Origin of the sequence: Cellulosimicrobium cellulans (assembly GCF_007679345.1) — a bacterium.
Taxonomy (GTDB): domain Bacteria; phylum Actinomycetota; class Actinomycetes; order Actinomycetales; family Cellulomonadaceae; genus Cellulomonas; species Cellulomonas cellulans_A.
On sequence record NZ_VEGH01000003.1, the window covers coordinates 394,093 to 419,194 of the forward strand.

The 25,102-nt window shown below is 77.2% G+C and carries 17 protein-coding genes; 10 read left to right on the top strand and 7 right to left on the bottom strand.

From position 1 onward, the window contains the following. Positions 1–150: 150 nt before the first annotated feature. Both FS882_RS06310 and FS882_RS06315 read right to left on the bottom strand, forming a co-directional pair. Positions 151–990 carry a TrmH family RNA methyltransferase gene (locus FS882_RS06310; RefSeq protein WP_158371975.1) on the bottom strand — a complete coding sequence of 280 codons (840 nt, stop codon included), beginning with the start codon at positions 988–990 and terminating at the stop codon, positions 151–153. A gap of 16 nt (positions 991–1,006) precedes the next feature. Beyond that, positions 1,007–2,305: an amidohydrolase gene (locus FS882_RS06315; RefSeq protein WP_158371977.1), complete on the bottom strand. Its 1,299-nt coding sequence runs from the start codon at positions 2,303–2,305 to the stop codon at positions 1,007–1,009. A 146-nt stretch (positions 2,306–2,451) separates the two neighbouring features. Between FS882_RS06315 and FS882_RS06320 the strand changes: the two genes are divergently transcribed. Continuing rightward, the gene (locus FS882_RS06320; protein ID WP_158371979.1) at positions 2,452–5,916 is read left to right on the top strand and encodes an AfsR/SARP family transcriptional regulator; all 3,465 of its coding nucleotides are present in this window, start codon (positions 2,452–2,454) and stop codon (positions 5,914–5,916) included. Here FS882_RS06320 and FS882_RS06325 read toward each other — a convergent pair. After that, the gene (locus tag FS882_RS06325; protein ID WP_158371981.1) at positions 5,898–7,052 is read right to left on the bottom strand and encodes a class I SAM-dependent methyltransferase; all 1,155 of its coding nucleotides are present in this window, start codon (positions 7,050–7,052) and stop codon (positions 5,898–5,900) included. The two genes, FS882_RS06320 and FS882_RS06325, sit on opposite strands and share 19 nt — an antisense overlap. A gap of 107 nt (positions 7,053–7,159) precedes the next feature. After that, on the bottom strand, positions 7,160–7,369 hold the full coding sequence (locus FS882_RS06330; protein ID WP_154729113.1) for a hypothetical protein: 210 nt from the start codon (positions 7,367–7,369) through the stop codon (positions 7,160–7,162). Positions 7,370–7,652: 283 nt separating this feature from the next. Between FS882_RS06330 and glgX the strand changes: the two genes are divergently transcribed. Genes glgX through treZ form a run of 3 tightly spaced genes read left to right on the top strand, consistent with a single transcriptional unit; the run spans position 7,653 to position 14,259 of the window. Then, positions 7,653–9,893, top strand: coding sequence for a glycogen debranching protein GlgX (gene glgX, locus FS882_RS06335; protein ID WP_158371983.1), 2,241 nt, complete (start codon positions 7,653–7,655; stop codon positions 9,891–9,893). Continuing rightward, on the top strand, positions 9,890–12,421 hold the full coding sequence (gene treY, locus FS882_RS06340) for a malto-oligosyltrehalose synthase (RefSeq protein ID WP_158371985.1): 2,532 nt from the start codon (positions 9,890–9,892) through the stop codon (positions 12,419–12,421). Before glgX ends, treY begins: the two co-directional genes overlap by 4 nt. Then, the gene (gene treZ / locus FS882_RS06345) at positions 12,418–14,259 is read left to right on the top strand and encodes a malto-oligosyltrehalose trehalohydrolase (RefSeq protein WP_262348100.1); all 1,842 of its coding nucleotides are present in this window, start codon (positions 12,418–12,420) and stop codon (positions 14,257–14,259) included. Before treY ends, treZ begins: the two co-directional genes overlap by 4 nt. A gap of 157 nt (positions 14,260–14,416) precedes the next feature. Here the strand turns inward: treZ and zapE are convergent, their stop codons facing one another. Continuing rightward, entirely contained in the window at positions 14,417–15,472 is a 1,056-nt protein-coding gene (gene zapE / locus FS882_RS06350; RefSeq protein ID WP_262348101.1) for a cell division protein ZapE, read from the bottom strand. A 31-nt stretch (positions 15,473–15,503) separates the two neighbouring features. Here zapE and FS882_RS06355 point away from each other — a divergent pair, with 31 nt between their 5' ends. After that, positions 15,504–16,295 (top strand): dihydrofolate reductase family protein, encoded by a 792-nt coding sequence (locus tag FS882_RS06355; protein WP_158371989.1) that lies wholly within the window; start codon positions 15,504–15,506, stop codon positions 16,293–16,295. Between the two features lie 60 nt (positions 16,296–16,355). Further along, a complete protein-coding gene (locus tag FS882_RS06360; RefSeq protein WP_158371991.1) occupies positions 16,356–16,841 on the top strand; it encodes a hypothetical protein in 486 nt (161 codons plus the stop codon). Positions 16,842–16,925: 84 nt separating this feature from the next. Here FS882_RS06360 and FS882_RS06365 read toward each other — a convergent pair whose 3' ends face one another. Further along, entirely contained in the window at positions 16,926–18,197 is a 1,272-nt protein-coding gene (locus FS882_RS06365) for a hypothetical protein (protein ID WP_316043623.1), read from the bottom strand. Continuing rightward, positions 18,194–19,633: an NADP-dependent phosphogluconate dehydrogenase gene (gndA, locus tag FS882_RS06370; protein WP_158371993.1), complete on the bottom strand. Its 1,440-nt coding sequence runs from the start codon at positions 19,631–19,633 to the stop codon at positions 18,194–18,196. The genes FS882_RS06365 and gndA overlap by 4 nt, the downstream gene beginning before the upstream one ends. Positions 19,634–19,744: 111 nt before the next feature. Between gndA and FS882_RS06375 the strand changes: the two genes are divergently transcribed. From FS882_RS06375 to FS882_RS06390, 4 genes are all read left to right on the top strand, one after another. Then, positions 19,745–20,326: a DUF3000 domain-containing protein gene (locus FS882_RS06375; protein WP_158371995.1), complete on the top strand. Its 582-nt coding sequence runs from the start codon at positions 19,745–19,747 to the stop codon at positions 20,324–20,326. Between the two features lie 157 nt (positions 20,327–20,483). After that, a complete protein-coding gene (locus FS882_RS06380; protein ID WP_262348102.1) occupies positions 20,484–21,059 on the top strand; it encodes a response regulator transcription factor in 576 nt (191 codons plus the stop codon). 74 nt (positions 21,060–21,133) lie between these two features. Continuing rightward, positions 21,134–22,459, top strand: coding sequence for an HRDC domain-containing protein (locus tag FS882_RS06385; protein ID WP_158371997.1), 1,326 nt, complete (start codon positions 21,134–21,136; stop codon positions 22,457–22,459). A 369-nt stretch (positions 22,460–22,828) separates the two neighbouring features. Further along, on the top strand, positions 22,829–25,102 hold the full coding sequence (locus FS882_RS06390; protein ID WP_187365158.1) for a 3-hydroxyacyl-CoA dehydrogenase NAD-binding domain-containing protein: 2,274 nt from the start codon (positions 22,829–22,831) through the stop codon (positions 25,100–25,102).

Below are 25,102 nucleotides of genomic sequence, written 5' to 3' on the forward strand. Positions count from 1 at the left end.
CGACGGTCCCGCGTGCGGCGGCCCGCGGCGTCGGCCCCCGGGCCGACCGGCGGACGCCCGGGTCCGTCCCCGGTCGCACGCGGCGGTGGTCCCGTCGTCCGACGGGGAGGGTCCTCCGGACCTCCGGCTGCGGAGGCGTGCGGCGCCGCGTCAGCCCCGCACGCGCGTCGCCCAGAACGCCACGGCCCCCGCGGCCGCCACGTTCAGCGAGTCCACCCCGCCCGCCATCGGGATGCGCACCGTGAGGTCCGCCGCGGCGACGGTCGCGGGCTTCAGGCCGTCACCCTCCGCGCCCAGCACGAGCGCCAGCCGCTCCGGCGGGCCCGCCTCCAGCGCGTCGAGGCTCACCGAGTCGTCCGACAGCGCGAGCGCGGCCGTGACGAAGCCCGCCTCCCGCAGCAGCTCGATCCCACCCGGCCACGGGTCCACCCGGGTCCACGGGACCTGGAACACGGTGCCCATCGACACCCGCACGGACCGCCGGTACAGCGGGTCCGCGCAGCGCGGGGTGACGAGCACCGCGTCCACCCCGATCGCCGCTGCCGACCGGAACGCCGCGCCGACGTTCGTGTGGTCGACGACGTCCTCCAGCACCGCGACCCGGCGGGCCCCGGCGATGACGTCCGCCACGGCCGGCAGCGGCGGCCGGTGCATGGCCGCGAGCGCCCCGCGGTGCACGTGGAAGCCGGTGATGGCCTCGAGGACCGGCGGCTCGGCGACGTACACCCGCACCGGCTCGCCGTCCGGGTCCCGGGCCTCCAGCATCGCGGTGAGGTCGGGCAGCCAGCGCGGCGAGACGAGCACCGACCGCGGCCGGTGCCCCGCGGCGAGCGCCCGGCCCAGCACCGTGGAGCTCTCCGCGATGTAGAGCCCCTTCTCGGGCTCGTGCCGCGAGCGCAGCGCCACGTCGGTCAGGGAGACGTAGTCGGCGAGCCGCTCGTCGTCGGGGTCGGTCAGGTGGACGATGTCGAGCGCGGGCACGCCCGCCATCATCCCCCGGCGGCGATCAGGCCAGGAACTCCAGCGCCGCGGCCACCAGCAGCCGGCGTCCCGCCGCGATCGTCGGCTCGTCGAGCGGCGCGAACTGGGCGGTGTGGTTGCCGGGGACGGCCGCCGAGAACCCGGACACGTAGCCGTCCGGGAACAGCGCGGGGTCCATGCCGCCCCAGAACCAGAACGCGTAGGGCACGGGGTCGCCGTCGTAGCGCCCCTTCGGCAGCCCGTACTCGGAGAAGTCCTCGGAGCCCATCAGCGGCTCGGCGGTCCGGACGGCGCCCGCGGGCATGACGGCCTGCTGCGCCGCCATCACGCGGTCGACGACCTCGGCGGTGTTCACGGTCGCGGGCGGGTTCTCCCGCATCGTGATGGTCGGCGGCTCGGGGCAGCCCGCGGCCGCGGCCTCCGCGCCGACGATGCGCTCGACGGCGGCCACGGCACGCGCCATCGACGCGTCCGACCGGGCGCGCAGGTTCACGGTGAAGGTGGCGGTGTCCGGGATGATGTTCGACTTCGTGCCGGCGTGGAACGTGCCGACGGTGACGACCAGCGGGTCCTCCGGGGAGGTCTCCCGCGCGGCGATCGTCTGCAGCCGGGTGATCGCGTACGCGGCGGTCAGGATCGGGTCGACGGTGACGAACGGGCGGGAGCCGTGCCCGCCGCGTCCGTGGATCGTCACGTCCAGGGTCGCCGCCGCGGCCATGAGCAGGCCGCGGGAGTGGTTCGCCACCCCGGCGGGCAGCGGGCCGACGTGCTGGCCGAGCGCGACGTCCGGCTTCGGGAACCGGGTGAACAGGCCGTCGGCGAGCATGGCGCTCGCGCCGGTCGCCGTCTCCTCCGCCGGCTGACCGACCACCAGGAGCGTCCCGGCCCAGACGTCCCGCGCGCCGGCGAGGGTGTCCACCGCCGCGGCGAGCGCCGTCACGTGCATGTCGTGGCCGCAGGCGTGCATGGTGGCGACCGTCTCCCCCGCGGGGTTCACGTCCGTGTGCCGGCTCTGGTACGGCAGGCCCGTCTCCTCCAGGACGGGCAGGCCGTCCATGTCGGCGCGGAGCATGACCACGGGGCCCTCGCCGTTGCGCAGCACCCCGACGACGCCGGTCCCGCCGACGCCCTCGCTGACCTCGAGCCCGGAGGCGCGCAGCTCGGCCGCGAGCGCCGCGGCGGTGCGGTGCTCCCGCCCCGACAGCTCGGGGTGCGCGTGCAGGTCCCGGTACAGGTCCCGCCAGTGCCCGTCGCGGGTGTCCGCGGCGTCCAGGACGCGGCCAGCGCGCGTGCGGTCGGCGGGTGGGGCGGTGTCCAGGGCCATGCGGCGGGGTCCCTTCGGGTGCGGTCGGCGGTCCTGCCGCACGCTACCCCGGGACCGGCGGCGCCCGCCGTGCCGTTCCGGCGCCCACCTGCACCGCCGCGCGGCACCCCTTGCCCTGCGCACCCGCCGGGGGCCACCATCGGCCCATGCGGTACGGGGTCCTGGGGCCCGTGGAGCTCGTGACCGCGGAGGGGGCCGAACCTGTCCGCGGCTCGCGCCAGCGCGCTCTGCTCGCGGTGCTGCTCGCGCACAGGGGGTCGCTGGTCCCGCGCGAGCGGCTCATCGCCGCGCTGTGGCCCGCCGGGCCCCCGCCCAGCTCCGAGCACACCCTGCACAGCCACGCGTCGCGGATCCGCGCGCTGGTGGGCGCCGACCTGCGCGCGGTGCCGGGCGGCTACCGCCTCGACCCGCAGGACCTGGACGCGGACCGCTTCGACCGTGCGGTGCGCGCCGTGACCCGCGGCGCCACCGGACGCGGGCGGCCGGACGCCCGGGACTCGCCTGCGCACGCCGCGGAGGTGCTGGCCGAGGCGCTCGCCCTGTGGCGCGGGCCGGCGTTCGGGTCGGAGGCGGACCTGCCGGAGGTGCAGGCCGAGGCGGAACGGCTGGAGACCGCCCGCCGCAGCGCGCACGAGGCGCTCGCCCGCGCGCTCGTCGACACGGATCCCGAGCGCGCCGCGGACGCGGCGGAGCGGGCGCTGGACGGCGACCCGTACCGCGAGGGCGCGTGGGCCCTGCTCGTGCGGGCCCGCACCGCGGAGGGCCGCCCGGGCGAGGCGGTGCTCGCGTACCTGCGGGCGGCGGCGGCGCTCGACGAGATCGGGCTGCTGCCCTCGCAGGAGCTGCGGTCCGCCCACGCCGGGGCGCTGGCCGCGGGCCGGCCGCCGACGCCCGTCGGCACCCGCCCGGGCGCGTCCCGGGCCGAGGGGCGGGGCGTCCTGCCCACCGGACCCGGCGCCGGTCCCGGCCGCGCCGGCACCCCGTCCGTCGGGCCCGCGACCCGCGGCGCCGGTCCGGGCACGCCCGGGGGCCATGACGCGGCCGCCGCCCCGGCGCGGTCCCGCGGCGGGCGGGACGCACCGGCGGTCCCCTCGGCGAGGTCCGACCCCGGCGCGGCGGTCGACGGCCCCGCGGACCCGGCCCCGTCGGGCACCCGCGCGCCGGCCCCGGGGACGGCGAGCACGGCCGTGGCAGCCGGCGGCCGCCCGACGGGCAGCACGGCGGCGGGCGCGCGCACGTCGCGACGCACCTCGCCCGACGACCCGCCGACGACCACCGCCCCGGCCGCGAGCGACCGCGACCGCCCCCGCGCCCCGACCGGGCAGCAGCCTCCCCGCCCCGACCGCCCCGCTCCCTCGCCGCTCCCCCGTCCCCGCACGTCCTTCGTCGGCCGGGAGGCCGAGCTGCGCGCGGCCCGGGACCTGCTCGAGCGGAGCGCGCTGGTCACCTTCGTCGGCCCCGGCGGGGTCGGCAAGACGCGCCTCGCGCTGGAGTCCGCGGCGCGGGTGACCGCCCCGCTGGTCCCCCGGTTCGTCGAGCTCGCGGCGGTGCGCGACCCAGCAGCCGTCGCCACCGCGATCGCCCACGGCCTCGACGCCGACCCCACCGACGCCCCCGCCCAGGTCCTGGCCCGCGCGGGGACCCGCGCGACGGTCCTGGTCCTGGACAACTGCGAGCACGTGGCGGGGGCGGTGGCGGAGTGCGTGGACCTGCTGCTGTCCGAGCCCGGCCCGCTCCGGGTGCTGGCGACCAGCCGGACCCCGCTCGGCGTCGCGGGCGAGCACGTGCTCCTGGTCGAGCCGCTGGGCACCGCCGGCCCGGGGTCGGCCGCGGCGCGGCTGTTCCGGGACCGGGCCCGCGCCGCGTCCGGGCGCGCCACCGCACCCGCGGCGCACGCCGACGGCGCGACGGGCGCCCCCGCCCCCGACCCCGTCACCCGCATCGTCGCGCGCCTCGACGGCCTGCCGCTCGCCGTCGAGATGGCCGCCGCCCGCACCGCCACGCTCACCGTCGCCGACCTGGCGGACCTGCTCGACGCCCGGCTGGACGCCCTGGTCCAGCCCCGCCGGGACGCCCCCGCGCGGCACCGGTCGCTCGCCGCGCTCGTCGGCTGGTCGCGCGAGCTGCTGACCCGGGACGGGCGCACGGCGCTGGACGGCTGGCCGGTGTTCGCCACCGCGTGCCCGCCCGACCTCGCGGCCCGCGTGCTCGACGTCCCGGCCCGGACCGCCGAGCTGCTCGCCGCGGCCTCGCTGCTGGTGCGCGACGACGCCCGCGGCCGGACCCGGTACCGGATGCTGCAGACCGTGCGGGCGGTCGTGGGCCCGCCCCCGGAACCGGTGCGGGCGCGGCACGCCGCCGTCCTCCTCGACGTGGCCCGGGACGCCGACCGGGCCCTGCGCGGTCCCGGCGAGCCCGAGGCCCGCGCGCAGCTCACGGCGCTGCTGCCCGACCTGCGCGTCGCCCACGCCTGGGCCGCGACCCACGACCCGGACCTCGCCGTGCGGCTCACCCGCGCGCTGCACCGGCACGCGGTCGACGCCCTGCGCACCGACGTGCTCGCCTGGCCGGTCCCCGGGCGGGAGGACGCCCCCGCCGTGCTCGCGGCGCTCGCGGCCCGCGCGCTGGTGCAGGGGCACCGCGGCGGTGCCGGCCGCCGCGCCCAGCAGGCGCTCGCGGGCGCCACCGACGCCGCGGACCGGCTGCACGCGCTCGAGGTGCTGGCGGACCTGGCGCTGTTCGAGGGGCGCACCGAGGACGCGGTCGCCCTGGGCGGCCGGATCGCCGCCGAGGCCCAGCACGCCGCCGACCCGCACTACCGGGTGATCGGCCTGACCTACCCCGCGCTCGTGGCGGCCTACCGGGACCGGCCGCTCGCCGCCGACGCCGCGCTCGCCCAGCTGCGGCGCGCCGTGCACCCCGTGCACGCCGCCCCGTCCGACCGCGCCTGGCTCGCGTTCGCCACCGGGGAGGTGCTGGCGCGCACCGACCCCGCCGCGGCGGTCGCGGCGCTCGCGGACGCCCGCGACCTCGCCGACGCGGTGGGCGACCGGTACCTGTCGGGCGTCGCCCGGGCCGCCACCGTGGCCGCCGTCGCGCGCCGCCCCGACCCGGCGGGGGCGCTCGACGACCTGCTGGCGCTGGCCCGGGACTGGGCGCCGGCGGGCAACCGCACGCACCTGCTCACCGCCCTGCGCAACGCCGTCCCGCTGCTGCTCCGCCTGGGCCGGCCGGAGGAGGCGGCCCTGCTGCTCGGCGCGGTGACCGCCCCGGACCTGCCGGTGACCTACGGGGTCGAGGCCGACGCGCTCGCGGCCGCGCGGACCGGGCTCGACGCCGTGCTGGGCGGCCGGCGGCTCGCGGAGCTGGTCGACGCGGGCTCCGACGACGACCTCGGCGCCGCGGTCGACCGGTTGGCCGCGCCGGTCGCGCCGGTCGCGCCGTCCCCGACGACGCCGTCGGCGCCCGCGCCGGCCCCCGACGACCCGACCGCCACCGCGGCACCGCGCGGCCCGCGGAGGCCCGCGCCGCCCGGCGGCCCCGGGGACGTCGCACCGACGCGCCGCGCGCACGCCGCCGCCGCGGCCCCGCGTCAGCCGCGCAGCCGGTAGAACCGGAAGAGGTCGTGCTCGACCGGCAGCACCTCCGTGGCCGAGAACCCCGCCCCGCGCGCGTACCCGGCCAGCGTCGCCGGCCGCATCACGGTCCCGGTCCCGACCCCGCCGGGGTGCGACAGCCCGTCGGGCAGGCACACCCCGAGCGAGAACCCGTAGTACCACCGGTCGAGCGGCCCGGCCGGCGCGGTGAACTCCTCCGCCACCCGCTCGTCCGCGACCAGCACCCAGCCGTCGTCCGCGACCAGGGACCGCAGCGACGCCAGCACCGCGACCGGGTCGGCGAGGTCGTGCACGCACTCGAACGCGGTGCCGACGTCGTATCCCCCGGCCGCGCCGGACGGCCCGAGCGAGGCCGCGTCTGCCGCGACGAACCGCACCCGGTCCTCGACCCCCCGGGCCGCGGCGTGCCGCCGGGCCGCCGCCACCGACGCCGGGTCGAGGTCCACGCCCGTGATCTCCGCGTCCTCGTACGCGAGCGCCAGGCCGATCGAGGACCAGCCCTCGCCGCAGCCGACGTCGACCACCCGGGCCCCGGCGCGCAGCCGCGCGTCGAGGTCCGGCAGCGCGTCCGCGACGAGACGGGCCAGCCCGTGCAGGAAGAAGGGCCGGTTGAGCGCGGCCTGCGCCTCCCGGGCGTCCGCACCGAGGCGCTCCCACGGGACCCCGCCGCCGGACCGGTACGCCGCGTGCAGATCGTCCGACACGCGCACGCTCGCGGCGTGCATCCTGCCCAGCGGCGCGAGGTAGTCGGGCGAGTCCGGGTCGGCCAGCACCTCGGCGGCACCCGGCGTGAGCACGAACGCGCCGCCCACCGGCACCACGTACCCCGCGGCGGCCTGGTGCTCCAGCCACTCGCGCGCGTACCGCGGGTGCGTGGCGGTCCGGCCGGCGAGCTCGTCCGCGGTGCACGGGCCGTGCTGCGCGAGCGCGCGGTACCAGCCGAGCCGGTCGCCGGCGTGCACGGCCGCGAGCTCCTGCGCGCCGAGGCTCGCGGCGAACACCCGGCCCGCCACCTCGGCCGTGCCCGGGCCGGCGGGCTCGAGCAGGTCGCCGGGCCGGGCGTGCGCTCCCGGCACGGGCGCAGCGGCCCCCGCCGTGGTCGCGGGCGTCGTCGGCGTGGTCGTGGACATGCGGTCCCCCTCGCGGGTCGGGCCGCCGGCCGGGCGCCGGCGGGACCGCACCAGGACGCACCCGTCCCCTCGCACGACGCTCGCAACCCCCTCGCAGCGGGGGCGGCTCAGCCCTGGTCCGCGCGCAGCGCCCCCGTCGCCCGGAACGTGTCCGCGATCTGCTGCGCCTGGGCGGACACCAGCCGCCGGTAGAGGTCGTACGCCTCGTCGACCCGGGCGGGCAGGTCCCCGCGGGTGCGGGCGAGCTGCCAGTCCCGCTTCGCCGCCGCGATGTCCGCGTTGGTGATCACCACCCGCGCGTCGTCCTGTTCCGCCATGACCCCGAGCATGGGTCCGATTTGCCCGTTATGCGATAGTCCGACGGGGTGAACAGGGCATCTGCGCCGGGTGAACTCCCCGCGGACGCCGCCCGTTCGGCCCAGCGCGGGGTCCGCGGGGCCGCCGGCAGGGCCCCGGCCCCCGCCCGCCGCCCACCCCGCGGCGCTCCCGCCGCGCCCCCGGCTCCCGTTCGTCCTGCGCACCTGGGGGGTCCCCTGGCACGCTGTGCCCAGGAGCGGCGACCCGCCGCCCGCCCCACCTGCCCCCGGAGGACTGACGCGCATGAGGATCTGGCCCGGACGCCCCTACCCGCTCGGCGCGACCTACGACGGCAGCGGCACGAACTTCGCGCTGTACTCGGGGGTCGCCGAGCGGGTGGAGCTCTGCCTGTTCGACGAGGCGGGGAACGAGACGCGGGTGGACCTGCCGGAGGTCGACGCGTTCGTGTGGCACGGCTACGTCCCCGCGCTCCAGCCCGGCCAGCGGTACGGCTTCCGCGTGCACGGGCCGTACGACCCGGACCAGGGCCACCGCTGCGACCCGTCGAAGCTGCTGCTCGACCCGTACGCCAAGGCGATCGACGGGCAGATCGACAACGACCCGTCGTTGTACTCGTACACGTTCGGCGCCGAGGACGAGCGGAACACCGACGACTCGGCCGGCCACACCATGACCTCGGTCGTGGTGAACCCGTACTTCGACTGGGGCCACGACCGCCCGCCGCAGCACGAGTACCACGACTCGGTCATCTACGAGGCGCACGTCAAGGGCCTGACGCAGCTGCACCCGGCGGTGCCCGAGGAGATGCGCGGCACCTACTCGGCGCTCGCCCACCCGGCGGTCATCGAGCACCTCACGAGCCTCGGGGTGACCGCCGTCGAGCTCATGCCCGTGCACCAGTTCGTCAACGACCCGTCGCTGCAGGACCGCGGGCTGTCGAACTACTGGGGCTACAACACGATCGGCTTCTTCGCGCCGCACAACGCCTACGCCGCCTTCGGCAGCAACGGGCAGCAGGTGCAGGAGTTCAAGGCGATGGTCAAGGCCCTGCACGCGGCCGACATCGAGGTCATCCTCGACGTGGTCTACAACCACACCGCCGAGGGCAACCACCTGGGCCCGACGCTGTCGTTCCGCGGCATCGACAACGCGTCGTACTACCGGCTGGTGGACGGCGACCAGGCGCACTACTTCGACACCACCGGCACCGGGAACTCGCTGCTCATGCGGTCGCCGCACGTCCTGCAGCTGATCATGGACTCGCTGCGCTACTGGGTGCAGGACATGCACGTCGACGGGTTCCGGTTCGACCTCGCGGCGACGCTGGCCCGCCAGTTCCACGAGGTCGACCGCCTGAGCGCGTTCTTCGACATCATCCAGCAGGACCCGATCATCTCCCAGGTCAAGCTGATCGCGGAGCCGTGGGACCTCGGCGACGGCGGCTACCAGGTCGGCGGGTTCCCGCCCCTGTGGTCGGAGTGGAACGGGCAGTACCGGGACACCGTGCGCGACTTCTGGCGCGGCGAGCCGTCGACCCTGGCGGAGTTCGCCAGCCGGCTGTCCGGGTCGTCCGACCTGTACGAGCACACCGGCCGCCGCCCGATCGCGAGCGTGAACTTCGTCACGGCGCACGACGGCTTCACGCTGGCCGACCTCACCGCGTACAACGAGAAGCACAACGAGGCCAACGGCGAGGACAACCGGGACGGCGAGAGCCACAACCGGTCCTGGAACTGCGGCGTCGAGGGCCCGACGGACGACCCCGAGGTCCTCGACCTGCGTGGCCGGCAGCGCCGGAACTTCCTCACCACGCTGCTGCTGTCCCAGGGCGTGCCGATGATCCTGCACGGCGACGAGATGGGCCGCAGCCAGCAGGGCAACAACAACGTCTACTGCCAGGACGACGAGCTGTCGTGGCAGAACTGGGAGCTCGACGAGCACGACACCGAGCTGCTCGAGTACGCCCGCGCCGTCGTGCACCTGCGCAAGGACCACCCGGTGTTCCGCCGGCGCCGGTTCTTCGCCGGCGCGCCGGAGCGGGGCGGCGAGTCCGACCTGCGCGACATCGCGTGGCTGTCCCCCGCGGGCACGCACATGTCGGACGCGCAGTGGCAGGAGGAGTTCGCGCGCGCCGTCATGGTGTTCCTCAACGGCGACGCGATCGCCGAGCCGGACCTGCGCGGCGAGGAGATCGTCGACGACTCGTTCCTCGTGCTGTTCAACGCGCAGCCGGAGCCGGTGCAGTTCACGCTGCCCGACGCCGAGTACGGCGAGACCTGGACCGTCGCGCTCGACAGCGACCACCAGCTCGCGCCGGGCGACGAGCTCGCGCACTCGACGACGATCGAGATCGCGCACCGCTCCACCGTCGTGCTGTCCCGGCCGCCGATCCAGCAGGTCGACCCGATCACGCAGGCGCCGGCGGTGACGTCGCTGCCCGCGGGCGCCGAGCCGCCCGCAGCGTCGGGCGCGCCCGGCACCCCCGGCGGCCCGACGGCCGGCAGCGCGAAGGGTGGCGCGTGACCGTCGACCGCGGGGCCGAGCCCCGGACCCCCAGCCGCCGCCTGCCCGCACCGGGGCGACCGGTCCCGACGTCGACGTACCGGCTCCAGCTCGGGGCCGACCTGACCCTGGACGACGCCGCGGACCTGGTGCCGTACCTCGCCGACATCGGCGTGACCCACGTGTACCTGTCGCCCGTCCTCACGGCGGCGCCGGGCTCGACGCACGGCTACGACGTCGTCGACCACGACGAGGTGTCGCCGGTGCTCGGCGGCGAGCCGGCCCTGCGCCGGCTCGCCGACCGGGCGCACGAGGCGGGCCTCGGCCTCGTGCTGGACATCGTGCCGAACCACATGGCCGTGCCCACCCCCGCGTGGCACAACAAGGCCCTGTGGTCCGTGCTGGCCGAGGGCCCCGCGTCGCCGTACGCGTCGTGGTTCGACGTCGACTGGTCCGCCGGCGAGGGCGACGTCCTGATGCCGGTGCTCGGCGACCGGATCGGTGCCGTGCTCGCGTCCGGCGAGATCCGGCTGGAGCACCAGGTCGTGCCGGGTCAGGGCGACGAGCCCCAGCCCGTGCTGCGCTACTACGACCACACCTTCCCGGTCCGCCCGGGCACCGAGGCGCTGCCGCTGGCCGAGCTGCTGGAGCGGCAGCACTACCGGCTGGCGTACTGGCGGGTCGCCGACGAGGAGCTCAACTACCGGCGGTTCTTCGACGTCGGCACGCTCGCCGCGATCCGCGTCGAGGACCCGGCCGTGTTCGACGCGACGCACGCCCTGGTGCTGCGCCTGCTCGACGAGGGCGTGCTCGACGGCCTGCGGATCGACCACCCGGACGGCCTGGCCGACCCGGGCGGCTACCTGGAGCGGCTGCGCGACCGCTCGGGCGGCGCGTGGGTCGTGGTCGAGAAGATCCTGCAGGGCGACGAGGAGCTGCCCGCCGACTGGGACACCGCCGGCACCACCGGTTACGAGGCGCTGTGGCGGATCCAGCAGGCCTTCGTCGACCCCGGCGGCGGTGCCCGGCTCGGCGCGCTCATGCACCGGCTGACCGGCGAGGCGTCCGACGCGCTGCCCGAGGTGGTCGACACCGCCAAGCGTCAGATCGTCGACCGCGCCCTCTACGCCGAGGTGTACCGGCTGACCGAGCTCGCCGCCGAGGTGTGCCGCGGCGACCTCCGGCTGCGGGACCACACGTGGCGGTCGCTGCACGACTGCCTGGTGGAGCTGCTGGTCGCGATGGACCGGTACCGCGCGTACGTCGTGCCGGGCCGCGCGCCGCACCCGGCCGACGTCGAGGTGCTGGAGCAGGCGGCCCGGGCCGCCCGGGCGCGGCTGGCGCCCGAGCGGGCCGCCACCATGGACGTCCTGGTGGACCTGCTGCTCGGCCGCGAGGTCGGCAGCGCCGGCCGCACCCGGGAGCCGCAGCGCGACGAGCTGGTCGTGCGGTTCCAGCAGACCTGCGGCGCCGTCATGGCCAAGGGCGTCGAGGACACCGCCTTCTACCGGTGGACGCACCTGGTGTCGCTCACCGAGGTCGGCGGCGAGCCCGAGCGGTTCGCCCTGTCCCCCACCGAGCTGCTCGCCTGGGCGGTCCGCGCCCAGCAGCAGACGCCGCTCGGCATGACCACGCTCTCGACGCACGACACCAAGCGCAGCGAGGACGTCCGGGCCCGGCTCGGCGTGCTGTCCGAGCTGCCGGTCGAGTGGGCCGAGCTGGTCGGGCGGCTGCGCGAGGCCACGGCGTCCTACCGCAGCACCCTGCTCGACGGCCGCGCCGAGAACCTGCTGTGGCAGACGCTCGCCGGGACCTGGACCGCCGACGGCCCGATCGCCGCCGAGCGGCTCACCGAGTACCTCACCAAGGCCGTCCGGGAGGCCAAGGACCGCACGTCGTGGACCAGCCCGGACGAGGCGTACGAGCGCGCGGTGCTCGACGTCGCCGTCCAGGCGCTGGGCGACGAGCGGGTCGCGGCCCTGCTCGCCGAGTGGGAGCACCGGACCAGGGACGCCGTGCGGGCCGCCGTGCTCGGGCAGAAGCTCGTGCAGCTCACCCTGCCGGGCGTCGCCGACGTCTACCAGGGCACCGAGGTGCCCGCCGTCGCGCTGGTCGACCCGGACAACCGGCGCCCGGTGGACCACGCGGCGATCGCCGCCCGGCTCGCCCGGCTCGACGAGGGTGCGGGCGCCCGCGACCTCGCGGACGAGAAGCTGCTGGTCACCTCGCGCGCGCTCCGGCTGCGCCGGGACCTGCCCGAGGCGTTCACCGGCCCCGGCGCCGGGATCACGCCGCTGCCGCACTCGACCGGCCACGTGCTCACCTATGCCCGCACCGCCGACGGCGAGCCGCGGGTCGCCGTGGTCGCCACCCGGCTCGCCGCGATGGTCGACCGGCTCGGCGGCTGGGGCGAGCACACGGTCGCCCTGCCCGAGGGCGACTGGCACGACGTGCTCGCCGACCGGCCCGTCGAGGGCGGCGTGCGCCCGCTGTCCGACCTGCTCGACCGGCTGCCGGTCGCCCTGCTCGTGAGGAGGACCGACGCGTGAGCGACACCCGCGCCGCCCGTGAGATCCGACCCGGCGAGGTGTGGGCGCCCCGGGCGACCACCGTCGCCCTGCACCTGCCGGCGGCCGACGACGCCGGGGCCGAGACCGTCCCGCTCACCGCCGCCGGCGACGGCTGGTGGACGGGCGACCGCGACCTGCCGCACGGCACCGACTACGCGTTCGTGCTCGACGGCGGCGACCCGCGCCCGGACCCGCGCGGCCCCTGGGCGCCCGCGGGCGTGCACGGGCCGAGCCGGGTGTTCGACGCGTCCCGGCACGACTGGTCCGACCACGGCTGGGCCGGGCGGGACGTGCGCGGCGCGGTCGTCTACGAGCTGCACGTCGGCACGTTCACGCCCGAGGGCACGCTGGACGCCGCGGTCGCGCACCTCGACCACCTCGTCTCGACCGGCGTCGAGGTCGTCGAGCTGCTGCCGCTGGCGCCGTTCAACGGCGAGCGCGGCTGGGGCTACGACGGCGTCAGCCTCTACGGCGTGCACGAGCCCTACGGCGGCCCGGCCGCCCTGCAGCGGTTCGTGGACGCCGCGCACGCCGCCGGGCTCGCGGTCTGCCTGGACGTCGTGCACAACCACCTGGGCCCGTCCGGCAACTACCTGGGCGAGTTCGGCCCGTACTTCACCGACGCGCACCACACCCCGTGCGGCGCGGCGATCAACCTGGACGGCGACGGCGCGGGCGAGGTGCGCCGGTGGATCGTGGACAGCGCGCTGCGCTGGCTCCGGGACTTCCACGTCGACGCGCTGCGGCTGGACGCCGTGCACGCGCTGGTCGACGACTCCCCGCGGCACGTCCTCGCGCAGCTGTCGGACGAGGTCGCCGCCCTGGCGGCCGAGCTCGGCCGGCCGCTGTCGCTGATCGCCGAGGTCGACCTCAACGACCCCGTCTCCGTGACTCCCACCGCCGAGGGCGGCTGGGGCATGACCGCGCAGTGGGCGGACGACGTGCACCACGCGCTGCACGCCCTGCTCACGGGCGAGCGGCACGGGTACTACGTCGACTTCGGCGCACCCGAGACGCTGCGCAAGGCGTACCGCGACGTGTTCGTGCACGACGGCGGGTACTCGACGTTCCGCGAGCGGGACTGGGGCGCCCCGGTGCCGCCCGAGGTCGACGGCCACCGGTTCGTCGTGTTCGGGCAGGACCACGACCAGGTCGGCAACCGGGCCCTGGGCGACCGGCCGTCCGACGCGCTGGACGACGGGGCACTGGCCGCGTCCGCCGCGCTCGTGCTGCTGTCCCCGTTCACGCCGATGCTGTTCATGGGCGAGGAGTGGGGCGCCCGGACGCCGTGGATGTACGTCACCGACCACCCCGAGCCCGAGCTCGCCCAGGCGGTGCGCGAGGGCCGGTCGCGGGAGTTCGGCGGCCACGGCTGGGCGGAGATGTACGGGGCGGACGAGGACACCTTCGAGGTGCCGGATCCGCAGGCGCCGGCCACGTTCGAGGCCGGCCGGCTCGACTGGGACGAGCCGACCCTGCCCGGCGGCGAGCGGATGCTCGACTGGTACCGGACGCTCGCGCGGCTGCGCCGCGAGGTGCCGGACCTGGCGTCGGGCGACCGCACGCGCACGGACGTGACGTGGGCCGAGGGCGCCGAGCCGGTCGACGGCGCGTGGGCCGACTGGCTCGTGCTGCACCGCGGCGACGCCCGCGTGGTGGTGAACCTCGCGGACGCCGAGCGCACCGTGCCGCTGGCGTCGGCCGGCGAGCTGCGGGTGCTGGCGTCCTGGGCCACGGCCCGGATCGTCCCGGCGAGCGACGGCGAGAGCACCCAGCTGCTCTTGGGCCCTCGCTCGGTGGCCGTCCTGGCCCCCTGACGCCGCGCGGCGCGCGCCGCGCGCACCGTCGACCCCCGCCCCGTGGCTCCCCGCGCGCCATCCGCCGAATGGATCCCTTCGCACCGACACGCCCGCCCGTGTCGGTGCGAAGGGATCCATTCGGCACGTGGGAGGGGCGGGCGCGCGGCCCGGCCGGTCAGGCGCGGGCCGCGGCCTCCTGGCGGCCGCGCTCGGCCAGCGCGCCCAGGCGGGACAGCGCGCGGTAGTACTTCTTCCGGTACCCGCCCGCGAGCATCTGCTCGGTGAACAGCACCGACTCCCCCGCGCCGCCGAGCAGCACCGGCACGTCCCGGTCGTACAGCCGGTCCACCAGCGACACCAGCCGCAGCGCGACGTCCTGGTCCGGCACCGGCCCGACCCCGGTCAGCCCGACGAGCCCGACCCCGTCCAGCAGCGCCCCGTAGCGCGAGGCGTGCACGGTCGACAGGTGCGCCAGGAGGTCGCCGAAGTCGTCCAGCGTCGCGCCCGGCGCACCCGCGACCGCGGCCCGCACCGCGTCGTCGTCCAGGCCGGGCGCGTCGGTGACCGCCTCGCGCCGCCGGTAGTCCTGGCCGTCGATCCGCAGCACCTCGAACCGGTCGGACAGGTCCTGGATCTCCCGCAGGAAGTCGTCGGCCGCGAACCGGCCCTCGCCGAGCGACTCGGGCAGGGTGTTCGACGTGGCCGCGAGCGCGACCCCCCGGTCGGTGAGCTCGCGCAGCAGCCGGGACATCAGCACGGTGTCGCCCGGGTCGTCGAGCTCGAACTCGTCGATGCAGACGAGCTTCCGGGTGGCCAGCGCGTCGACGGTCGGCCGGAACCCGAGGGCGCCGACCAGGTTGGTCCACTCGACGAACGTGCCGTACGCCGCCGCCTCCGGGCCCACGGCCGCGGCCAGCGACGCCAGCAGGTGGGTCTTGCCGACGCCGAACCCGCCGTCGAGGTACACCGCGGGTACCGCGGCGGGCCTGCGCCGCAGCCGGCTCAGCAGGCCCCCGGAGCCGCTCGCTCCCGTCAGCGTGGCCGCGACCTCGCGCAGCCGGGCCACCGCGGCGGCCTGGCTCGGGTACTCCGGGTCGGGCCGGTAGGTGTCGAAGGACTCGCCGGCGAAGTGCGGCGGCGGGACGCGCTCCGCCAGCAGGCGGTCGCGGCCGACGTCGGGGCGCCGGGAGGTCAGGCTGGCCGTCGTCGGCGTGGCGGGGCTGGGGCTCACGGCCGCACAGCCTACGACTAGCCTGACCGCCATGCCCCGCGAGCTCCCGCCCCTGGACGTGCTGCTGCCCCTCGACCGCGCCGGCGCGACCCTGGCCCCCGAGGCCGGCGAGCCCGCGCTGCACGACCTGTACGCGCACCCGGCCCCCGCGCCCGGCCGGCCCGCGGCCGTGCGGGCGAACATGATCGCCACCGTCGACGGCTCGGCCCAGGGCCCCGACGGCCGGTCCCGCAGCATCAACGGCCCGGCGGACTGGCGGGTGTTCCGGGTGATGCGCGCGGTGGCCGACGTAGTGCTGGTCGGCGCAGGGACCGCCCGGGCCGAGCACTACACGCCGCTCGCGGTCCCCGCCGACCTGCGGGCCGCCCGCGCCGCCCGCGGCCAGGCGCCCGACCTGGAGCTCGCCCTCGTCACGGCGTCCGGTGAGCTGCCCGAGGGCCTGCGCGGGACCGACCGGCCGCCGTACGTCGTCACCGTCGCCGCGAACCCGCGGCTCGCCGACCTGCGCGCGGAGCTGGGCGACGACCGGGTCCTGGTGGCCGGCGACCACGACGTGGACCTCGCCGCGGCGCTCGCCACGCTGGCCGACCGCGGCCTGACCCGCGTGCTCGCCGAGGGCGGCCCGCGGCTGCTCACCGACCTCGTGCAGGCCGGGCTGGTGGACGAGCTCTGCCTCACGACGAGCCCGCTGGTCGTCGGCGGGCCGGGCCTGCGCGCCGTGCAGGGCCCCGAGTGGCTCGACCCGCTGCCGGCCCGCCCGGCCCACCTGCTGCACAGCGACGGGATGCTGCTCGGCCGCTGGGTGCTCGGCGCGACCGGCTGACCCCGCGGCGCGCGGCCGCCCGACCGGGTGAGCAGCGCCGACGCCCGCTAGGGTCGAGCCGTGACCGACACGATCCTGGTCCTCACGGAGGACACCCTCGCCGCCGCCGACGTCGCGCAGATCGTCTCGCTGCACGACGGCGAGCAGCTGCAGTACCGCGTGCTCGTCCCCGCCGACACCGAGCGCAACGTGCTCGTGTCGCTCGTCGACCAGCTCAGCATGGGCGAGCTCCGCGAGGCGCTCGACACCGTCCTGGGCCGGGAGCCGGAGCCGACCGAGGCCACCGCCGACGCCGCCGAGCAGCTCGCCGACAGCCTCGCCGCGTTCGCCGAGGCCGGCGTCAGCGCGTCCGGCACGGTCGTCGACGACGACCCGCTGCCCGCGCTGCGCGCCGCCGTGGCGTCCGAGGGCGCCCGCGAGGTGGTCGTCGTGACCTACCCGCACGCGCTGGAGGACACGTTCCACCGCGACTGGGCGTCCCGCGCCCGTGAGGAGCTGCACGTGCCGGTGCTGCACCTGTACTCGGGGACGTCCGAGCTGGGCTGACACCTCCCGCCCCCGGACGCACGACGGCCGGTGCCCCGCTCGGGGGCACCGGCCGTCGTGCGTCGTGGCGCGGGCCGTGCGGGGTCAGAACCCCGTGCTCGTCGGCTCCGGGTAGTACCGGCGGAACTTGCGCACCTGGTTCAGCCCCGCGGCCAGCACGTACCAGCGCCGCTTGAGCCCGGCGTCGCGGCGGTACCGCAGCGGGTGCGCCACCCGCCCGGCCCGGATCAGCCCGCGCACCTTCCCGGCCAGCGCCGGGTCCAGGACGTACCGCAGCAGCAGCCGGTGCGGCAGGATCGAGTACAGCACCTCGGTGTCGACCACGACCGGCTCGACCGCGCGGTCCAGCACCCGGTCCTCGACCAGGAACCGTGCCACGTTCGCCCCGGCGGCCGTCACGTAGTAGTTGTTCCGGCCGATGCGGGGGTTGACCTCGAAGAACCGGAACGACCCGTCGCGCGGGTCGACCTTCACGTCGAAGTTCGCGAACCCGACGTAACCCACGCCGCGCAGGAACGCCGCCGCCTGGTCGAGCATCCCCTGCTCCCGGGTCACGACCATCGCGGCCGGGTTGCCCAGGCCGGACGGCGTGTGCTCCTCGAGCAGCACGTGCGCGGAGGCCAGCAGCGTGATCGAGCCGCGGGAGTCCACGTACGCCGTGATCGACCGCATCTGGGTGTCGTCGCCCGGCACCAGCTCCTGGACGACGAACCGGCCCCGGAACCCGGCGGCCTTGAGCGAGACCCACAGCGCGTCGAGCTCGTCGGCCGAGGCGATCTCGAAGACCTTCTTCTTCCCCGGGAACTCGACCTCCTGGTAGTCGGCGCTGCTGGCCGCCTTGGCGATCAGCGGGTAGCCGACGTCCACGGGGACCGGCGCCCAGGCCGGGTCGTCCGCGAGCGCGAAGTCCTGGACGATCGTCCGCGGGACGGCGAGGCCGAGGTCCGTCGCGATCTCGGCGAACGTCGCCTTGTCCGACAGCCGGTCCATCAGGTCCTCGTCGAGGAACGGCACCACGTAGTGCGGCTCGAGCTCCGCGCGGTGCTGGACGACGACCCGGACCAGCCAGTCCGAGTTCGCCAGCAGCACCAGCCGCTTCCCGGCCTGCTCGCGGGCCACCTTCAGCACGGCGTCGACCAGCTGGCGCGGGTCGTGCCCGTCCGCGACGAGCCGGTTGTCCACGATCCGCGAGTCGGCGACCGGCCCGAGGGCCGCCCCGCTGACCACGATCGACCGGACCCCGTACGCCTCGTGGAACGCGCGCGCCAGCGCGTACACGCCGATGTCGGCGCCGAGCATGACGGGCTGCAGGTCGCGCAGCCCCTGAGCGCCCGGCGCCGGCGTCGCCGCGCTCACGCCTCGTGCTCGGCGCGGTCGCCGGACCACTCGGTGTGGAACGTGCCGTCCTTGTCGACGCGCTTGTAGGTGTGCGCCCCGAAGAAGTCGCGCTGCGCCTGGATCAGCGCCGCCGGCAGCCGCTCGGCCCGCACGCCGTCGTAGTACGACAGCGAGGAGGAGAACGCCGGGGTCGGCACGCCGGCCAGCGCGGCCTGGGCCACGACCCGGCGCCACGCGGCCACGCCGTTGCCGACCGCGCCGGTGAAGTACTCGTCGGCGAGCAGCAGCGGCAGGTCCCCGTCGCGCTCGTACGCCTCGGTGATCCGGTTGAGGAACCGGGCGCGGATGATGCAGCCGCCGCGCCAGATGCGCGCCATCGCGCCGCGGTCGATGTCCCAGCCGTTCTCGGCCGAGGCCGCGGCGATCTGGTCGAAGCCCTGCGAGTACGCGACGACCTTGGACGCGTACAGCGCCAGGCGGACGTCCTCGATGAACGCGTCGCGGTCGGTGACCTCGAAGGCGCCGGCGTGCGCGGGGAGCGTGCCGCGGGCGGCGGTGCGCTGCGGGACCGAGCCGGACAGCGCGCGGGCGAACGTGGCCTCCGCGATGCCGGTGATCGGCACGCCCAGGTCCAGGCCGTTCTGCACCGTCCAGCGGCCGGTGCCCTTCTGCTCGGCCTGGTCGAGGACCACGTCCACGAACGCGGACCCGGTCTCGGCGTCGACCTGGGACAGCACCTCGGCGGTGATCTCGATGAGGAAGGACTCGAGGTCGCCCTCGTTCCAGGTGCGGAAGATGTCGGCGATCTCCGCGGCGGAGGCGCCCAGGCCCTGCTTCAGCAGGTCGTACGCCTCGGCGATCAGCTGCATGTCGGCGTACTCGATGCCGTTGTGCACCATCTTGACGAAGTGGCCGGCGCCGTCGGGGCCGACGTAGGTGCAGCACGGGGTGCCGTCGACCTTGGCGGAGATGTCCTCGAGGATCGGGCCCAGCACCGCGTACGACTCGCGCGAGCCGCCCGGCATGATCGACGGGCCGTTGAGCGCGCCCTCCTCGCCGCCCGAGACGCCGGTGCCCACGAAGTGCAGGCCCTTCTCGCGCAGCGCCGCCTCGCGGCGGCGGGTGTCCGGGAAGTGCGCGTTGCCCGCGTCGATGACGATGTCGCCCTCGTCGAGCAGCGGCACCAGCTCCTCGATGACCGCGTCGGTCGCGGCACCGGCCTTGACCATGATGATCACCTTGCGCGGCCGCTCCAGCGACGCCACGAACTCCTCGGTCGTCACCGACGGCACGAAGGTGCCCTCGTCGCCGTGGTCGGCGATCAGCGAGTCGGTCTTCGCCTGCGAGCGGTTGTGCACCGCGACGGTGTAGCCGTGCCGGGCCAGGTTGCGGGCGAGGTTGCGGCCCATCACGGCCAGGCCGGTGACGCCGATCTGTGCGGCGGGTGCAGACATGCGCGGGTGCTCCTTCGAAGCGGTGCCAGGGCAGGTTCACCCTAGTCCGGGGCGTGGTCGCCCGGCGTGCCGCGCCCACCGGTCGAGAGGGTCGCCCCTACGCTCGGCGCTGTGAGCACCGGCCCCCGCGACGCGCCACCGGAGTTCCTGCGCGCCCTGCGGTCGCTGCGGGGCGTGACGCTGCGACCCGAGGTGTCCCTCGAGGAGGCCCCCGGCCCCGCGCGGATCGCGCCGTACACCGCCGCCCTCGTCGCCGACGTGCGCAGCACCCGACGGGACCCCGACGCCGACGAGCTCGCCTCCGGCCGGTTCGTCGTCCTGCACGACCCCGCCGGGCAGGAGGCCTGGGACGGCGCGTTCCGGCTGGTGACGCTCGTGCGCGCGACGCTCGAGCCCGAGGTCGGCCAGGACCCGCTGCTCGCCGAGGTCGCGTGGAGCTGGTTCTCCGACGCCCTCGCGTCCGCGGGGGTCGACGCCCGCGCCGCCGGCGGCACGGTCACGCGCGTGCTGTCGCAGTCGTTCGGCGCCCTGGACGAGCGCCCGGAGCTCTGCGAGCTGGAGCTGCGCGCGTCCTGGACGGCCCGCGACGAGGACCTGGCCCCGCACCTGCGCGCGTGGGGCACCCTGCTGTGCACCGTCGCCGGGCTGCCGCCGCTGCCCGACGGCGTGGTCGCCCTGGGACCGCGGCACTGACCGCGGGGGCCGGGCGCGTCGCCCGGGCGCCGGTGCGGTGCCACCACCCGTGACAACCGGGTCACGAGCGGGTCACGATGTCACCCGATCTGCTCAAGACACCGGGGCGACGGGTCGATAGAGGGGGCAAGTGTTGGACCGTCAAGGGGGCACCGCAGTGAGCATCGAGCCGATTCGACGAGGCACCGGCCTGGCGCCGGGCGTCCCGGGCGCCCGGGCGGGAGCGGTCGCCACGCAGGCGCGCCGCCCCGGTTCGGCCGGCACCGGCACCGGCACCGACCCGCGCCGTCGTCCCCTCGGCCAGATGTGCGTCGTGGTCACCGAGCTCGGCGAGGGCGAGGGCCAGACCCTCGTGCGGAACCTGCGGCGCCGCGGCTCCGGGCGGGTCATCCTGCTCGCCCGCCGCGCCGGGCGCCGTGACCTGGTCGGTCTGCTGACCGGCGGCCTGCGGGGCGCCGTCGCCACCGAGCCGAACGCGACCGTCGGCCCGCCCGGATCAGCCGCCGGCGCCGTGCCGTCGCCGTTCGCGCGCACCCGACCCGATCTGACCTCCCGCGAGCTCAGCGTGCTGCGCCTGGTCGCCGACGGTTTCAGCAACCGCGCGATCGGCGACGAGCTCGGGCTCTCCGCGCTGACCGTCAAGAGCCACCTGGCACGCATCTCGCGCAAGCTCGGCACCGGCGACCGCGCCGCCCTGGTCGCCATCTCCATCCGCACCGGTCTGCTCGCCTGAGGACCCGGGCCGTGCCGGACCTCGCGCCTGCGCGCCGGGACGGGAGCGGCGCCCCGACGGCCTACGGTTGTCCCATGCAGTCAGTCCCGCACCCGGCCGGTACCCCGGCCGAGGAGACGAGCGCCCCGGCCGGCGCCGACCACGAGCAGCCCGCCGACGCGACGGAGACCGCGGCGCCCGCCGCGCCCGCCGCCGTCGTGCCCCTGACCGAGCCCGCCGAGGGCGTGCCCGCCGTCGTCGACACCCCCGAGGCCTTCGCCCGGGTGGTCGAGGCGTTCGGCGCGGGCACCGGCCCCGTGGCCGTCGACGCCGAGCGCGCGTCCGGCTACCGCTACGGCCAGCACAACTACCTGGTGCAGGTGCGCCGCGAGGGCGCGGGGACCGCGCTCATCGACCCGGTCGCCGTGCCCGACCTGTCCCCGCTGTCCGACGCCCTGGTCGGCGTCGAGTGGGTGCTGCACGCCGCGTCCCAGGACCTCGGCGCCCTCGCCGAGCAGGGCATGCGCCCCTCGCGCGTCTTCGACACCGAGCTCGGCGCCCGGCTGCTGGGCCTGGAGCGCGTCGGCCTCGCCGCCGTCGTCGCCGAGCTGCTCGGCCTCGGCCTGGCCAAGGAGCACTCCGCGGTCGACTGGTCCACCCGCCCGCTGCCCGAGCAGTGGCTCCGGTACGCCGCGCTCGACGTCGAGGTGCTGGTCGAGCTCCGCGAGGTCCTCGCCGAGCGGCTGGCTCTCGCCGGCAAGGCCCAGTGGGCCGCCGAGGAGTTCGAGGCCGTGCGCCTCGCCCCGCCGCCCGCGCCCCGGGTCGAGCCGTGGCGCCGGGTGTCGGGCGTGCACGCGATCCGCGACCCGCGCCGGCTCGCCGTCGTGCGCTCGCTGTGGGAGACCCGCGACGAGAACGCCCGGCAGCGGGACATCTCCCCCGGCCGCGTCCTGCCGGACGCCGCGATCGTCGCCGCCGCCCAGGCGCTCCCGCGCTCCGTGCCGCAGCTGGTCGCGCTGCCGCAGTTCTCCGGCAAGGGCACCCGGCGCCGCGCCGCGCTCTGGCAGCGCGCGATCGACACCGGCCTGCAGCTGCCCGAGGACCAGCTGCCCAGCAGCCGCGGGCCCCGCACCGACGCCCCGCCGCCGCCCCGGGCCTGGGCCGACCGCGACCCGGCGGCCGCCGCCCGGCTCACCGCGGCGCGCGCCGTCGTCGCCGAGCTGTCCGAGACGCACACGGTCCCCGCCGAGAACCTGCTGCAGCCCGACCTGCTGCGCCGGGTGTGCTGGGCCCCGCCGACCCCGGCCGACGAGCAGCACCTCGCCGAGCGGCTGGCCGCCGGCGGCGCGCGCCCGTGGCAGATCGGGCTGCTGGCGCCGCGCCTGGCGGACGCGTTCGCCGCGGTGGCGACCCCGGCCTGACCGCCCCCCGCTCCGGCGGGCCCCGGCGGGCGCGCCGCCCGGCCGCACCCGCGTGGCCCACGTGCGCCCGCGTGCCGCGCGCGCCCGCGTGCCGCGTGCCGCGTGCCGCGCCGAGCGGGCAACCGACACGTCGAGCGAGCACCCGCCGACTACTCGCTCGACGTGTCGCGTGCTCGCTCGGCGATCGGGTCCGCACCCGACGCCGCGCGGCGCGGCCGGTCGGCCGACGCCCCGCCCCCGGCGGAGCAGCCCGCGCGGCTGACCTGCGGGGCCGCGGCGCGCCGTCGCCCCGGCGCCGCGACAGCGGGCACCGGCGCGACTAGGGTCACGGTGTTCCGACCGGACACCGTCGTCCCCAGGGAGTGCCGCATGCGCCACGCCGCCACCGAGCCGTCCCCGTCGTCCGCCCCGCGCGACCCCGCCGCGCCCGGAGCAGCCGCGTCCGGCGAGCCCGCCGCACCCGGCGCCGCGTCGACGCCCGGCGCCACCCCCGCGCCCGACACGGCCGGAGCGCTCCGCGACCTCCCCGCCGAGGCCGACGACCACGTCCTGCGCGTCGCCACCCGGGATGTCGAGCTGCCGGACGGCGCCGGTGTGCTGGCCCTCCTCACGCTCACCGCGACCGACGAGCGCCGCCCCACGACCCTCGGCCCGCGGGGCCTCACCGTCCTCCGCGAGGCCCTCGACGTCGTGCGCGCCCGCGCCGAGGCCGGCGAGATCGCGGCCGTGGCCGTCACCGGGCGCCCGGGCTGCTTCGTCGCCGGCGCCGACCTGTCCGTCGCGCGCCGCCTCGACGGCCTGGACCAGACCCGGGCGCTCGCCGAGGCCGGGCACGCCGCGCTCCGCCCGCTGGGCGAGCTGCCGGTGCCGACGTTCGCGTGGATCACCGGGCACGCGCTCGGCGGCGGCCTGGAGCTGGCCCTGCACTGCGACCACCGGGTCGCCGCCGCCGGGATCCGGTCGATCGGGCTCCCCGAGGCGTCGCTCGGGATCGTGCCGGGCTGGGGCGGGTCGTGGCTGCTCCCCCGCCTGGTCGGCCTGCCCGCCGCCGTCGACCTCGCCGTGCTGCGCCCGCTCGCGAACAACCGCCTCACCAGCGCCGAGCAGGCCCTGGAGCTCGGTCTGGTCGACTCGGTGCTCCCCGTCGAGGGCTTCGAGCAGTCGGCGCTCGCCTGGACGGCCGGCGTGCTGCGCGCCGGCTCCCCCGACCGCCGCGCTGCCGACGTCCCCCCGGTGCCGGCGGGCGAGCCGGACCCGGTCACGCGCGCCGCCGCCACCCTCGACGCCCGGCTGCACGGCGCCGCTCCGGCGTACGCGCACGTCCTGGACCTGCTGGCCCGCGCGGGCTCCCGCGACCGGGAGGCCGGCTTCCGCGCGGAGGACGACGCCCTGTCCCGGCTGCTCGCGTCCGACGAGGCCCGCGCCGCCCTGTACGCCGCGGAGCTCACCGGCCGGGGCGCGCGCCGCGCGGCCCGCACCGAGGCGGGCGACGCCGCGCCCCGCGAGGTCCGCCGGGTCGGCATCGTCGGCGCCGGGCTCATGGCCGCCCAGCTCGCCGTCCTGCTCGGGTCGCGGCTCGGCGTCCCCGTGGCGATGCGCGAGGTCGACGAGGACCGGGCCGCCGCCGGGCGCGAGCGCGTGCGGGACCTCGTCGAGTCCGCCGTGTCCCGCGGGCGGCTGCCCGAGGACGCGGGCCGCGCCCTGCTCGACGGCGTCCGGGTCGGCACCGACCTGGCCGACCTCGCCGACGCGGACCTCGTGATCGAGGCCGTCACCGAGGTGCTCGACGTCAAGCGCGCGGTGTTCGCCGAGCTCGAGACGCTGGTCCGCCCGGACTGCGTGCTCGCCACCAACACGTCCGCCCTGTCGGTGACCGCGATGGCCGAGGGCCTCGCGCACCCGGAGCGGGTCGTCGGGCTGCACTTCTTCAACCCCGTGGCGCAGATGCCGCTGGTCGAGGTCGTCGCCACGGCGTCGTCGGACCCCGCGTCGCTCGCCACGGCGGTCGACGTCGCGCGTCGCGCGGGCAAGACCGTCGTGCGCACCACCGACCGGCCCGGCTTCGTCGTCAACCGGGTGCTGCTGCGGATGCTCGCCGACGTGCTGGGCGCCGTCGAGGACGGCACGCCGGTCGAGGCCGCGGACGCCGCGCTGCGTCCGCTCGGCCTGCCGATGAGCCCGTTCGCGCTGCTGCAGCTCGTCGGCCTGCCCGTGGCCCGGCACGTCCTCGTCACGCTGCACGACGAGCTCGGCGACCGCTACCCGCTGTCCCCGGGGCTGGACGCGTTGGTCGAGCAGGGCCGCGGGGTCGCCGTGCCCGGCCCCGCGGGTCTGGCCGTCGTGGACCCGGCGATCCAGGACGCGTTCGGCGCGCCCGAGGCCGGCGGGACGCGCGCCGAGCAGGAGGCCGCCGTGCTCGACCGCGTCGCCCGGGGGCTGGCCGAGGAGATCGGCTCGTTGCTGGACGAGGGCGTCGTGCCCTCGGCGGACCAGGTCGACCTGGCGATGCTGCTCGGCGCCGGCTGGCCCGCGCACCTCGGCGGGATCTGCCCGTGGCTGGACCGCACGGGCTGGTCGGAGCGCCTGCTCGGGCGCCGGCTGCTCCCGCCCGGGGTCGCCGACGCGAGCGCGGCGGTCGCCTGA

Coding starts and splice junctions, on each gene's coding strand:
- FS882_RS06355 (WP_158371989.1), top strand. CDS start 15,504: ATGCCCCGCGAGCTCCCGCCCCTGGACGTGCTGCTGCCCCTCGACCGC.
- gndA (WP_158371993.1), bottom strand. CDS start 19,633: ATGTCTGCACCCGCCGCACAGATCGGCGTCACCGGCCTGGCCGTGATG.
- FS882_RS06315 (WP_158371977.1), bottom strand. CDS start 2,305: ATGGCCCTGGACACCGCCCCACCCGCCGACCGCACGCGCGCTGGCCGC.
- FS882_RS06385 (WP_158371997.1), top strand. CDS start 21,134: ATGCAGTCAGTCCCGCACCCGGCCGGTACCCCGGCCGAGGAGACGAGC.
- FS882_RS06390 (WP_187365158.1), top strand. CDS start 22,829: ATGCGCCACGCCGCCACCGAGCCGTCCCCGTCGTCCGCCCCGCGCGAC.
- FS882_RS06310 (WP_158371975.1), bottom strand. CDS start 990: ATGGCGGGCGTGCCCGCGCTCGACATCGTCCACCTGACCGACCCCGAC.
- glgX (WP_158371983.1), top strand. CDS start 7,653: ATGAGGATCTGGCCCGGACGCCCCTACCCGCTCGGCGCGACCTACGAC.
- FS882_RS06325 (WP_158371981.1), bottom strand. CDS start 7,052: ATGTCCACGACCACGCCGACGACGCCCGCGACCACGGCGGGGGCCGCT.
- FS882_RS06330 (WP_154729113.1), bottom strand. CDS start 7,369: ATGGCGGAACAGGACGACGCGCGGGTGGTGATCACCAACGCGGACATC.
- FS882_RS06320 (WP_158371979.1), top strand. CDS start 2,452: ATGCGGTACGGGGTCCTGGGGCCCGTGGAGCTCGTGACCGCGGAGGGG.